Raw genomic sequence first — 14980 nt, forward strand, 5'->3', positions numbered from 1 at the left:
TTATCTTCCTCTATTAATTCCCGATTCGGCCCAAACAGAAAAGTCTCTTTTATGGGGGTTTTTATCAAATGCGTTTTTGCTACCCCAAACGTTATAACTCTCACCACCATGATTAGCTGGATTAGCTTTCATGACGACTCCAGTTTCTTTATCGACAAAAACACCACCCCTTAATCGCGTGAATCGTGCAACATCCATTGTTGGAGTTACTAACGCTCCTTCACTGAGTACAGCAGCTTCAACACGTACCGCATTTTTTATGCCTAAAAGGACACTAGCAAATTTGGTGAATGTGACTTGCAATACACCCTCTTTCACCCCATCCAATACACCTAGTGCGGCGTGTGTCTGAAAGCTATTTGCATTTATGTCCGGTGTTGCACGCATCTCACCAAAACCTTCTATAGATTTTGACGATGGTGAACTAACGATTTGCCCATAAGTAACATTGCTCTCAGCAAATGAGCCAGCATAATGATCATTCGGACCACAGCTCAATGTGGCTGCATTCCGCCCATCCGGATCCACAAACTTAAACGGATTGTTGTTCGCGTACGCGTAGCGGTTAAAGCTATGAATCGGGTTGGCTTCGTTCCAATCGACGGGGTCAATCGCGGTAAAGCGGCCCAGCACCGGATCATACCAGCGCGCGCCGAAGTAGCTTAGACCAGTGGCCTCTTCCTGTGGTTTGCCGGTGAACCATTGCTGGTTTTTAATCGGTGTTTGCGCGCCTGCACCGAAAGTCTTGTCCCCGAACGGTTTGTAATTGGCGCGCCACAACAGCTTGCCGTTGGCGTCTGTCGCGGCAATTGGGCTGCCGGTGGGATCGTTATGGAAGAAGGTCGTTACGCCGTTGCTTTCTACATCGACTAGTTTTTGTCGACCCAAATACAGATGGTTAACGCTAGCCCCTGTATTGAGATCTTTCTCGTAATACAGCAGACCATCCAACGCTGTAAATTCGAGTTTATTTTGCCCATTGCCGACGCTGAGCACGCGGGTGCCTGCGCCGTCGTAGGTATAGGCAATTTGATTCGCCGCACCTTTGTTTGCCCAGCGCAGGTTGCCTGCGGCATCGTATTGGTAAGTCTGCCCATCGCCACGACTAGTGAGGTTACCCCAACCGTCATAGCTTAGGCTGTAGTTCTTTCCTCCCGTTACACTGGCTAATCGCTGATTTGCAGCATATCCGTAATCAATAAACCAGTTGCCAAATTGCTGTCGAGTAATGTTGCTATTTCCATCGTAGGCAATAGTGCCAGTACCCCACTGATTGGGAGCATTAGCGGTGATCAGACGATCAATTCCGTCATATGCATAACTACGGTTGTAATCTGCTGAAATGGTATCTGTGATGCTCAGCAAATTGCCAGTACCATCGTAGCTCAGGGTGCTATTGAGGATAGGTAAATCATTGGCGACAGCCGCATTATATTCAGCCAAGGCTTGATTGTAGTTGGCTAAATTGGTTTGATATTGAGCATAGGCTTGTGCACTGGCATTGTAGTTAGCAAGCTGCTGTTGATAGTTTTGCTGCTGGGCTACCCAGTTTGCATATGCTGCGCGGTAATTATTCCAAGCTACTGCTCTACCGTTCCAATCCGAAACGCAGGCTGAGTATTTTGCTGGCCAGGCTTGTAGCAAGCTCTGATAGTACCGATCTTCATTGCAGTGACCGTGGTTGCATGTTGGTTTAGGTACTTTGTATAAGCATGCCCCATTTCCACTACTCCATTCAGAGCCTTTAGCATTCCAGTTAGCAACACATGGATTGTATGTATTTACAGTCCACAGCGCTCGAGCCTGATCTGCACCTGCTGAGGTACCTGTCGGAGGTGGATATGCGGCCCGACAACCCAGGTCGGCGCTGACATCATTTGGCTCAACACTACCTGGAGGGCCAGGTTGTACCGGTGGCACAGGTTGAGCTCCGGGTGGTGAAACGGGTGCCGGGGGTTGTGGTTTTGGTCGATTCTGAATATTGCTGGAAATAACTTGGTGCGTTTCAGGCCAGCCACGCATGTTGTAGCCGGTTTTATCCCAGCGGCCATTTGCAGCTTGCCAATCCATTAATTGATTACGCGCATTAAAGACCAAATTAGGAGCATAGGTACCCAGCTTAGTGGGTGTACCAAACTCATCTGGCGCCAATTCGAGACGCTGGTTATTTGGATAAATGATTGCACTTTGCACATCATTACCGTTGTATTCTCGATTGAGCGTGAGGGTGTTCCCACTCGCAACCATAGTTTCACGCACTAGATTATCGTTTGCATCATAATCGTGTGTACGCTTGATCGCCGTGTTATTGAGCGTAGTGAGATTGCCATTGGCATCGTAAACACGGCATACCGCTTCAGCACCGCCATTGGCATAGCTTGTGTAAGTTGCACGATTCTGAGCATCGTAGCTCGTGCTAACTGCCTCTTGGGCTCCTACTTTTGTACTTGTAATATTGCCGGCGTTATCGCGTGCATAAGTTGTCGTGCCAATCTCAGGATCGGTGCGTGAAACTAAGAAGTGGCGACTATCATAAGTCCAATTGCGCGTTACACCATTTTGGGTAACCGAAAGAACCTTACCTAAGGTATCCCGAACAATGTCTGTTCCAGTTCCTGCGACGGGTGGAACTACCTTAATGACTGATTTTTGATCCGGATTTCCAAACGTTTGATAAAAATATGAGGTGGTAAATCCGCGCTCATTTCTTTCTGCAACAGCAGAACCGCTATACCCAAAGGAACGGTTAGTACCATCACCATGGCTAATTTGAGTTAGACGATTTAAAGCATCATACGTACTCGTATCACCATCGACTTGACTAGGGTAACTCTCAAAAATCAACCGACCAGCCGCATCATAGTTGCGATTAATGTAAACAGTATTGATGGTAGATTTAATCGTACGGCCAAATCCATCCCATATTTGGCTATCCGTATAGCGCCCTCGCTGAACCGTGCGGCCATTCTTGCTCCACGATATCAATGTTTGATCGCCGCGTGGTGGCGTAACCTGGGTTAAACGATTCAAAGTGTCGTACTGGTAACTGGTCGTATTTCTACGGCCATCAGTAAATGAAACTACATTACCAAAATCATCAATCACTCTAGATAGCGTGATGTTTGGTTGTGCAGGACAAATAGCTGGCTCTTGTCCTGTACCAACCGGCTTGATCACAGTACGGGATTTACCACGATAATAATCATTAAACTGGGTCGTAAAACCTCGGGCATCCGTTGTTGACGCTATATATCCGTTCGGGAAATAAGAGTAAGAAGTAGTAATGCCATCTTGGTTTTCAGAAACGAGATTGCCATTCGCGTTATAAACCCGAGACAACGTGGATAACGCAGGACCACCTAAAACACTATGTGTCGTTTGCGTGCTTATTTTATCCATCAACCAGCGACTGGTATCGGTCAAATAAGCCTGCTGAGTCACTTTAGTGTGTCCCGAATCTCCAACTTCACTGATGGTTCCGGCGCGGTTATAGGAATCAAAATTACTGTAATTCGTCGTAAAGCTTTTCCCATCACGCACAACTGCTTTACCAGTCATCACGGGCATTGGGACACTATTTGAGTTGCAAGTGTCGTTTAGTTTTTCCCAACTACGGCCAGTTGCGGATGGGGCCCAGCTATAGGTGGTCGTTTCTAAGTTTGCTACCGATGACTCCAGCATCAGGCCAACTTGCCACATGTCTTGTTGGCAATTTACGAGGCCATAAGGTGAGAAGAATTTGTATTTTTGTACCCCTGCTGGGCCAGAAACGGTTCGTTCTCCAGAAAAGACGCCTGCGTTACCAGGATCTTTAGGCAAATTCCATTTCGCTTGAACAACAATTTTGTTGTCCACCGCATTGTCGAAGTAATGGTTATAGGTCCACACTCCGCCATCTGAAGTTGTTTTTCTGGCTAAGACAGCTCTTGATTGTTCTCGATAATATTTCTCATAGTCTGCTACGCAGTTATAAGGGCAATCCGCTGGATCGACCCGGAATTGGTTGAACTGATAATTGATTCTTCCGCCAGTAGGAAATTGAACCGCAGTGAATAATGGAGACGAGGGTTTACGCGCTGTTCTAGGATCCCAAGGCTGTTTGAGCATGAACTCTTCATAACTCACCCAATCTAGCAACCATGCGTCACCATTTGGTTGGTTGAGTTGCATAGTGCCAGCCAAAAGTGTGGCGTCATAATCTGCGAGTTTTTCATTGATGTAATTGAAACTCCAAGTGCGCCCACCTGCACTCACAGCCGTCGGGCGTCCCCGCACCTTATCCCACGTGATATTGATTTCACGACCATCAGAGGCAACCATCTTTGTGAGATAGCGCTTGTCATAGGTATATGTAATTTGATTGCCATTGGCATCCGTGCTGACACTCGGCAAATGATAACTAAAGCCATTTTCGTCAAGCTTATCGAGGGTATAAACAGTACCATCCGGTGATTTCAGCCAACGCGTAATCGGTTTGCCATACAGACCATTTTCTCCATCTAATACCCAGTTTGTGGTGGTGCGGTAAGTTCCGCCACCAGCGGAGTCCTTTGCTGCATAAAAATTGAGGTTTTGTCCATCAGGCAGTTCTAGGACGAACGTGCCTGGATGGACTGGCGATGTCCCTGCTGTAGCTCGGACACGTATTGAATGAACCGTATCTGTCTGGGAAATTGCAGAGTTCCACGACCAAGCAATTTGAAGGTTAGCGCCAGCACCTGGGATGGAGAACAATGGGATTGATAGACGAACCGAACCTTTCAGGATATCGATACTATCTATTTCTGCGTTTGATGATCGTGCAGTTTGTTTGACTCCATCCTCACTATAGCTGTCGGCAACTACGACTGGTGCGGGTGGCTGCTCCACAGGTGTCGGAGCCGCATGACTCAACGAACTTAGCGAAAGAGCAGATAAAACTAAACTATATAAGCTAAATATTATTTTATTGTTTTTCATTGACTTAGGATGGATGCATATCGGCAGAAATAGGAAAAAACTAAAATCTGAACTTTTAATTCAGAATTATGACAATAATAATTCTTTTTGAAGAGTATATGTTCAGTTTCGATGATCGATGATCAAATCGTTAGTTTAAATCAAGAAAAAGAGCACATTAGGCCTCTTTTAAGATATACCCCACACGGAAATTTGTTGAAACCCTGCTGTATTATCAAAACGTTCCCAAACTCAACAAAGAGTAGCCTGACAAATTTCATCACTATTGATTACCATAGCTTCTGAGTTGACGGGACGCCCAACTCGCGAAAGTGAAAGCTGCAGTGATAATTCTCAAGCTGCTCGCGCACATACACTCCATGACCAACCGCGAGAATGGTTAAAACATCTTAGGAACCGGTATGCCGCAACCTGTACCTACGTCCCGCGACACTTCCCCGCTGCAATTTTTTTACGCCAAGCACACCGTTATGAACGAGCGATCGAATCTGACTCGCCATCTTCTGTATATTACGCCGGTTAGTTCAAGGGGCGACTATTGGCGAGACCTCGCTCATGCGGCGGCTTAATGCCTGACTAAATTACAGTGCAAAAGTTATTTAAGGATGCTCGCACTTGAACCAGGTTTTGTGAATAGGGAAGCATTCAGTCACATGGTGGTAAATATGAATACTGCAAACTGCCTTGATCTCATCTCGCCCGAGGTGTTGATGATCATGCATTGTATGTCGCTCCCCACAGACCAAATACAAAACCTCGCGGCGAGGTCGCTATTCACATTCATGTTCTGATAGCCAAATCATGATCTCGTAATTACAGAGCTAACCCCTTTTTAATCTGTTCGAAGCGCGTAAACTGAGCACATCATCATTGCGTCAGGTGTACCCGCTGGTTTGATTTAAAGGGATCGAAGCTGAGCGATTTCGGCCATCGACCACACGAGTTGGCGAGCACATAGGACCGGTTTACTTTGTCACAGACTAGGTGAATTGACTTTTGAATCAACTAAAACTTCCTACATTTCATCGGCTACAAGCAAAGCTGAATGAACTTGCCCCATCGAATGCAGAAGTAATCTGCACGATGATACAAAATATCTTTGGCTTATCATCCGATATTGATGGCCTACTTGAAGTATTAGAAGTTCTCGGCAGCCTATTTTCAACTGATCCATGGCCTGGATACCCTCTACTCAATCAGTCACAGAAAGACGTCGATGCTCTATTGTTACTTTGTGAACTCAAGGCCCGTTTTCCAGACATAATCATTAAAACGTATTCCGGCTCGCAGATTAAACATACCGTGGCGGATCGCCCATTAATGGCGACTTGGCAAACTCAACATAAACTCTTCAGCAAACCCCAAGTCCAAATTGGCCAATTTTTGCAAGCCACGTTGTTCATTTGGCGGAGCCAGAATCCTGGAGAGATTCCTAGTGCGATTATTGAATTTTGTGCTGCCGTACGGAGGTTACTCAATAAAGATGTCCCTTCGGATTGGCCAGAATCGGGACCTCCTGACTTATGGTTATCCAAGCTCATGTATGCGGCAGAACATAAGGATCACCCGCTGCATCGATGTCTCAAAGGAATGAGATTCGTTCTCCAAGCATTGGAGCGTGTTCCACCAAAGTTAACTTCCGAAAATATCAGACCTCAGTACACGCAGCAAAACGACATTAAGCAGAAATCTTACTTCCAAAACTTTGGTTCTACATACCAGCGGCACTCGCCCATCAATACTCACAATCAAACCCCGAGATTACCTCAATCTTTTTCGATTTATCGTGCGCCTATTGATGAGGAAGATGGTGAACCATCACTTGATATTTGGTTACGCGATGACGATGGGAACGTAGGTGGCCTTGGCGTCTTTGACCAATACGCACGACTGCGAGAAGCACGGTATCGCACAGCGCGTGAGAATAATTACCTACCATGGGATTGGCATGTCCTCAACCCCGCCGAATTACAAGTACTTATCCCACTTTTACTTCAGGAGCAACGCCCCCAATTCCAAACAGCTGTCACTTTATGCTTAATTACAATCGCATGCGGCGTCGATTTTCGTGATCTATTAAATGCTCGCTTTGTTGATGAGTGGGACGAGTTACCTGAGCTGCAAATTTGTACCAAATCGCAGGAGTGGCGACGCAGATTTCCGCAATTCCCAGGACGATATACGCCATCAATTGAACAAACAGCAGCCCTCCACCCTCATCAAGAAGAATTAACGCTACCACTACCCAAGGCACTGACAATAATGCTGGAGTCATCGCCTGTACAGGCAACAACCGTTGCTAAGCGATTTGGTTTTCAAAATCCAGAAACGATTGAATCCTGTATGCAGGAATGGCTCACCGACCAAAGAAGACAACACCCCTCCTTGCGCGCGACACCCGCGCGATTACGACGAATTATTTTTGATGAAGGTATACGCGACCATGGCGATGAACTCATCGCAAGCCTGACGATCAATAGCGCTCAATTTGCTCCGAATGTTGGTTTTTACTATTACTCAGCCCCCGTATCTAACCTGACTAAGTTGTACTGCAAACATCTAGACTCAATTGGACTTTCTGCAACCCACAGCAGCAAATACTCTGACGTACGAATAGGAAGTCATCTCTATAGTGATGCTCAATGGCATGCAGACCAACTGAAATCACGCATTGACGAAATTACTGCCCAGCGTTCCCTCGCATTTCGGTGTGAATACGATGAATTAAGGCATTTCCATACCCAAATAGCTTGTTATACCGCTTGGCTTCTACAATGTGCGACCGGGCATCGTGCAGCAGAACAGTTCAGCTTTGGAATGCCTACGATTGCTCTGGACGGATGGGCCATCCTTAGGGACAAAGTAGTTGATGAAGCTCACCGAGCGAGACTAGTGCGTCTATCGCCGCTCGCCAGAGAACAAATTGAAGCATATTGCGCGCATCTACGTGGCTTAGCTCAACGCTTAGCTAAATTTAACTCGGAGTCTGCGGAACACATTGGACGAATGAGCGTTTTACCAGGACTTCAGATCGGGGGCTGTAATTGGTTATTTTTACTACCAACCTCTCCAAAGCAAGCATTACTGAAACTAGGCAGCGCTGAAGTCCAAGCGTTTCTTCAACTAAAACCGAGGCTACCGAACAATCTATCTCGACATTGGTTTATTTCTGCATTGAGGGAGCGAGGGTTAGCTGGAGAATGGGTATCAGGTGCGGCTGGACATATTCAGACGGGACAACAGCCATGGTCATCCAGTAATACAGTTTCACCAGTGACTATATCAAAACAGTGGGATCAGATCGTAGATGGCTGGCTTAAGGAATTAGGTTTTGAAATCTGCACAGGAATTCCTGTGATCCACAAAAAACGCACCCCACATTCAAAGACGCATTCAAATTTAACTGCATTACCACCAACCAGGGCATCAGAAGAAGCCCATAAAAAAAGCACTTCCGCAGCCAAAGCCCTCTTCAAAAAAGCCTTCAGCCAACACACAATTGAAGATCTAACCAACTCCAAAGAGTTACAAGATCAGGTATTCAACTATATTGCTCGATCTGATGAAGTCACTGAGGGCCAAAAAAAGCATCTAATTAATGCGCTAACTCGATATCTTCGACGCAAAACAAAAATGCCTACAAGTGGATTTGTTCTTAATTGTCCCGCAGAGGCTGCATCGTTCCATTACGATCACTTACTATGTGTTGAGCGTGGGAACTGGTTACGCCAGAAATTGCCATCCTGCCTGCCAGACGATCCGTCAAATTTGTCACTTCCAGAGTTACTCGCCTGGGCTCATCTCTGTTTAATTATTGAGTCAGGACTACTCGATCCAAGCGCAGCACTGCTTGCTATTCTATCTGGTGGCTTACGGCAATTTAGTGGGAAAGTGTGGTTGCAATGGCATGACAATCACCGTTTGGTTAGATGCTGGCCTGGTCCCCTCTCAACCCTGATGCTATTAGCCATATACGCCCGCCCCATACACGAGTGGCCAGCCAATAGATTGGGCGAAAAAGCACAAAGCGCCCAAGAAATCATTTGGCCTCAAGCCAGTTTTTTCTCTGCTCTCAGTAACATCATGAAAAATAATTTTCAGCTGACTCAAACTTGGCCAGCTGACCCCATACTTCGTACCGCCACAGATATTAAGAAGGTCATGCAAGCGTGGCAACAGCAAAATTGGTCCGGATTAGTTTCTAGCTATACGCGCTCAGAAACTAAAGCATGGGCGATTCCAGAGGATAATTTATTACGTCTTCTGACGGGAAAACGTATAGATCTTGGGACAAGCGAGTCTGATGAAAATTTAACTAAAATACCGTTCCTTTCTCCTCAGCAGGCTGACAATCAAAATACCCGACAAGCAGCCAAAAGCCTAAGGAATTGCATTCTTGAATATAAGGAAGGAACAGCTACAGGCATTCACTCTGCGAAAGGAGTGATTGAGCAAATCAAGCACGAGGAATCTAATTGGAACGATCAAGATGTAGGACAAATTGTATTTTTGCTTGCTCAATATGCAAAAGAACTACTATCTAGAAAGAAAAATGGTAAAAAAAGGTACAAACAAAGCACCATTATCAATTATGTCTTTGGCGCAGGAGAGCCACTATTAACTTCATGCTGGGCTGACAATATCCTTGAATATGATACAGAGAATTTCGAAGAAATTTATAGGTTGGCGTTAAATTACAATGAGAAGCCAACTAGCAAGAAATGGCGTGGTAAATATATTCGGTATTTTCATGAATATATTTCCAAGATTTATGAGGTTCCACCCGTAAATTTTGCCCAAATTGACCCTGCATTTTCGGGGATTACCAGCCTAGTGAATGCTCAAATTATTCGATATCAAGAATATAGTGATGCAAAATCATTGCTACGCGAAGATTTTTTTGCCACACCTGAAGAGCAAGTACTGCAAGAGCTTGCAATTATATTGACGTTCCGATTCGGCCTACGTATTTCAGAATGTCTACGCCTTAGGCGGTGTGACATAGTTTTTAAAAATGATCTTGTCATAGCATATGTGCAGCGGAGTAAATTTGGGGCACCAAAATCCCGGGCAGGGTTTCGGCAGGTACCATGCTGGACCTTAGCAGATGATGAAAATGAGTTACTTATGCGAAGATTGGCTTCACTTGAAGCTCAATTTGGCGCGAATAGTCAAACACCAATTTTCTGTAGTAATGAACGTACTGATGAATTAATTGAGCAATCTCGCATAAAACAACGACTACTGTTAGCACTTAAACTAGCAACCGGCAACAATCATTGCAGAATTCATGATGCACGCCATACTTTCGCTAGTACCATCACTTATTTAGCAAATCGAGACCACTCTCATTGGAGAGAAGAGTTTGAAAAGTGGTTTCCTGGGGGGATTGAGCGCGCACAAGAGGTTTGGCTTGGGAGTAGAACCCCAACTCGCAGATTGATGTATGCATTAAGTGTTCATTTAGGTCATGCGCAATTAGGAACAACATTTGAAAGTTACACACATTCACTTGACTTATGCCAAGCCTCATTCATGCAGCAACATCCAATCACAATACCAATCATGCGAAAACTGGCTGGATGGACGGGACTTACCGAATCTGCAATCAAAGTCCGCCGCCATAGGGAAGATACAGATGAGGGATTTTGGGAGGGACTAATATCATTCACAATTAAGAAAAATAACCTGCCAGAAATTATTATTAAATTTGAACATAATCGACCATCACTGCTACCTACCCGTTCAATCGACAATCAATGCAACTTAAGTCTACTTCACAAGACAATCATCAGCTTAAATTCAGGATTAACTCAAGCCGAAGTAACCTCCCATTTTGGGTTTTCAGCAAATCAAGTTGAACAAATCCACAAGAGCTACAGCAAGCTAAAGAGTGAGACAGGTTATCAAGGATTTGACAAGGAAACGACTAGCCGCTATTTCAATAATAATTTTTATAACGATCTTGAGGGAAAAATTATCGCATTTTTGAAAACTTATCCTGAGCAAGGCAGGAGGGTCCTTAATACTTGGCGCGGGAATTATGAAAAAAACAGATCCGGTTTAGCTATTGCAGACCAGCAAGAGCAAGAGGTTTGGAAAGAATTTCTACTCGCAATTGGTGCGCAAGGAACATATCAATCAATCCGAACAACAGATATTAATGTCTGCACTCCTCATGAAACCTTATTCAGAGGCCCAAGATATCCAAGTCAGATACGTGAGCGCCGTATCACAAAATTTGCGCCTGTCATTCTAGCGATTTTTCATCCTCATCAAGACAAAATTCCGGCTTCTAGATCTCTAGCCCAACAAGAGTTACATCATATCCTCGCATTAACTATTATTCACAACCATCTTTATCAAATTTCCCCATTGCCTCAAAACATTTAAGCAATGGGGATTTGGACTGTCAAAAACTAGCAAATTACTTTACTCACAACACCAGTCTTTTTGGAGCGATCTAGTAGGTTCACAATACTTTTAAAATGCAACTCGATCGCTGAATCAGGCTCTTGGCCAAGCTTTTGCACAAGCTTTTCAAGACTATCACTCGCAATGTTGAGTAAATGGTGGCCTTTATGCATCGTTGATACTTCGATTTTCTTTTTATCAAAGAAAACAGATACGACCCTCACCTTTTCAACAAAGTCCAGCTCCTCGGCTACTGCACAGTTTACTTTTGGTAATGTTTCTATTTTGATTTCATTGAAGTCACGCGGCTCTTTATTCTTCATTTGGAGTAGAAGCATATCCTTGACTGGCTTTGGTATATTTTCATCATCTATGGGCTCACCGGCAACCAACTTCTCATGAACCGCGATGCTTTGCTCTTTTACGTCGTTCAAAATTTGAATTGGAGGCTTTTCAATTACCCCTCCTCCCTTTAGAACGGGTTCTACTGCAAAAACCATCCTGAATTCATTCTCATTTGCACATACATCTGTGTGAATGACATTGAACGTACTCGAGACAAAATCATTAGTAAATTTCAGTTGCTTCTGCAGTTCCTTGCATTCAACTGTAACCCCCTTACCATCGGGAGATTTACCAATATTCAACTCTAACGTATGTTCGATTAATTGTTGAGTCATTTTGACAATCCTTTCAGTTAGAAAATAAAAATGTGTAGATGCATCAGCAGCTCATCACTAACAATACGTCTACGTAGCTATTTTTAAATGGATTACTTAAAAGGAGAAGGGGAAACGAGCAGAAATTTGGTATAAAACGCCCAAATCATCACATAAACTTAAAAAGACTCTTTTTAGAATTCCTACACTGTTGTCGCCGACCGAAAATTGACCCACGGGTCAGATTTCAATCGGCGCGAACAACAATGCCATTGCAGCTCGCGGAGCGGCTGCAATCTTTCCCACGCGGGAGAACGCATAGTTTTTTTGGCCAGAAAATACCGCGGATGCACAAGCTCGAAATGCGATTTTGCATGCGACCAAATACTTGGGTATAGCCATCTGGAAAAAGTGGTCGGGCTACCATCGGCGCAGCTTGGTGGAAACGAAAATGCGATGTTTCAAATTACTCGGTGAACGAGTGATGGCGCGGGACTTTGATCGTCAGGTAACGGAGTTGCAAGTGCCTGAAGCGATCCTAAATCGCTTCAGGTAACTGGGTACACCGACGACGGTGTGTTCGGAATAAATCCGTCTGGAGTTTGGGTTAATTCGTCTTCAAGCTGATTTGTACAACAAAGCCATTTTGAGCAGTAAGCCATAGTCAAAGACCGCTTACGATTAAGCTCCTCCAGACCTTAACTTTGCCCTGCCCTTATAAAGATCACAACTAGCATTCAGACTTAAGCCATCTGCATTGCATGAAGCCTTGCATAGTAACCATCGGGTTTGCTAACAAGTTCTTGGTGCGGGCCTTCTTCAACAATTTGTCCTCGGTCCATAGCAATAATCCGGTTTGAATTCCGCACTGCGGACAGTCTATGCGCAATAATAAGTACAGTACGTCCCGAACAAATTGCTTTCATGTTGTTTTGAATGATTCGCTCCGACTCATAATCAAGCGCACTAGTCGCTTCATCAAAAATTAAAATCCGAGGATTTGTTACTAGCGCTCGAGCGATCGCAACTCGTTGACGCTGCCCGCCAGATAAACCGGTGCCGTGTTCGCCAACATGGGTGTCATAACCTTCAGGCAACTCAACGATAAACTCATGAGCTCCAGCAAGTTTGGCTGCATAAATCACACGATCCATGCTCATACCGGGATCTGCCAATGCGATGTTGTCGCGAATACTTCGGTTGAACAACAAGTTCTCTTGCAAGACCACGCCAATTTGTCGACGTAACCATGCGGGATCAGCGAGGCTTAAATCAACACCATCGATTAATACTCGACCACGTTCTGGTACATACAGCCTCTGTAAGAGCTTGGTGAGTGTGCTTTTGCCAGATCCAGAGCGACCAACAATTCCAATAACCTCACCAGCATTAATCTTCAAATTAATGCCGCGCAAGATTTCTGGCGCATCAGGGCGATAGCGAAAATGAATCTGATCAAACTCGATATGACCTTGAATGGGAGGAAGTTGTGCTCGATTCTGGTTGATTTCAGTGCGAGTATTCAGAATATCGCCGAGACGCTGCATCGAAATGCCCACCTGCTGAAAATCTTGCCACAGTTGCGCCAAGCGCATCACAGGACTTGCTACTCGACCCGCGAGCATATTAAAGGCAATCAACTGACCGACAGTCAGATCTCCTTCGATGACTAACTTGGCTCCGATCCACATGGTTGCAATCACAACGACTTTTTGAATCAGGTTGACGCCTTGGCTACCGATATTTGCCAGTTGTGTCACTTTGAACCCAGCAGCAACATAACCCGCTAATTGATTATCCCAACGACGCGTTACCTGTGGCTCAACAGCCATGGACTTAATGGTTTCTACCCCATTGATCGTTTCGACTAAAAACGATTGATTTTCTGCGCCGCGTGCGAATTTTTCATCTAGTCGGACTTTCAAAATTGGTGTGATAAGAACGGAGAGCAACACATAACAAGGCAAAGACAACACAACAATCAGAGTCAACCAACCGCTGTAGTAAAACATGACGGCCAAAAAAACGACAGAAAAGACAAGATCTAATACCGATGTAAGTGCCTGACCGGTGAGGAAGTTGCGAATATTTTCCAATTCACGTACGCGAGCAACGGAATCACCGACTCGTCGAGCTTGAAAATACGCTAAAGGCAGTGCGAGTAAATGCCTAAATAATTTTGCGCCCAACTCCACATCGATACGGTTTGTTGTATGGGAGAACACATAGGTGCGTAATGCCGTCATCCCAACTTCAAAGACTGAAATTACCAACAAACCAAGCGCCAAGACATCGAGCGTGGTCAAACCACGATGAACCAGCACTTTGTCCATGATGACCTGAAAAAACAGTGGCGTTGCTAAACCAATGAGTTGCAAGACAAACGATACGAGTAAAACTTCCCCAAGCAGCTTGCGATATTTAACAATTGCGGGAATAAACCAAGAGAAGTCAAAACGCGCAAGATCACCAGCTAAACTAGCACGTGACGTAAACAGGATCAGACGAGCAGACCATTTGGTTAGCCATTCATCTTTGCTGATTTTTTGCGGGCGACCAAATAAGGGATCCTGGATAAGAATCTCATTCCCTTCGATTTTTGCGAGGATAACCCATCCTCCTTCGATGGTCTTTGCCATTGCGGGTAAAGGGGTTCGTTCTAATCGATCAAAATGGGTATCGACTGCTTTGACTTTAAGTCCGGATTTTTTTGCTGCCAATAGAACATCGGATTCAGTGAGAGTACCCTGATCACTCGCATACTCATGCTTTATCTGCTCAGGTTCAATTGCAATTTGATGATATCGCGCCAGCATGACCAAGCAAGCCAAGGCAGAATCAATTGGTTGTTCATTCCCCCCCAAGTCGGGCGGGATGGTATTTGCATTCATAATTCAACTCAAAAAAATATATCCGCCCCCTGTTCGGAGGGCGGATACAAGTTGTGG

At 44.9% G+C, this 14980-nt stretch carries 4 protein-coding genes and 1 pseudogene; 2 read left to right on the forward strand and 3 right to left on the reverse strand.

Annotated elements, in window-relative coordinates; all coding sequences use genetic code 11:
* Complete coding sequence (locus HZU75_RS06345; RefSeq protein WP_180308309.1) at positions 1 to 4959, reverse strand: RHS repeat domain-containing protein; 4959 nt, start codon at positions 4957 to 4959, stop codon at positions 1 to 3.
* Between the two features lie 996 nt (positions 4960 to 5955).
* On the opposite strand from HZU75_RS06345, the gene HZU75_RS06350 reads away from it, so the two are divergent.
* Positions 5956 to 11352 (forward strand): tyrosine-type recombinase/integrase, encoded by a 5397-nt coding sequence (locus HZU75_RS06350; RefSeq protein WP_180308310.1) that lies wholly within the window; start codon positions 5956 to 5958, stop codon positions 11350 to 11352.
* 26 nt (positions 11353 to 11378) lie between these two features.
* Here HZU75_RS06350 and HZU75_RS06355 read toward each other — a convergent pair whose 3' ends face one another.
* Positions 11379 to 12053, reverse strand: coding sequence for a hypothetical protein (locus HZU75_RS06355; RefSeq protein ID WP_180308311.1), 675 nt, complete (start codon positions 12051 to 12053; stop codon positions 11379 to 11381).
* A 241-nt stretch (positions 12054 to 12294) separates the two neighbouring features.
* Between HZU75_RS06355 and HZU75_RS06360 the strand changes: the two are divergent.
* Positions 12295 to 12588, forward strand: a pseudogene (locus tag HZU75_RS06360) (IS5/IS1182 family transposase); the annotation flags it as partial.
* Between the two features lie 187 nt (positions 12589 to 12775).
* Here the strand turns inward: HZU75_RS06360 and HZU75_RS06365 are convergent.
* Entirely contained in the window at positions 12776 to 14923 is a 2148-nt protein-coding gene (locus HZU75_RS06365; protein ID WP_180308312.1) for a type I secretion system permease/ATPase, read from the reverse strand.
* Positions 14924 to 14980 lie beyond the last annotated feature (57 nt).

The sequence above is a fragment of the Chitinibacter fontanus genome (genome assembly GCF_013423785.1).
Taxonomy (GTDB): Bacteria; Pseudomonadota; Gammaproteobacteria; order Burkholderiales; family Chitinibacteraceae; genus Chitinibacter; species Chitinibacter fontanus.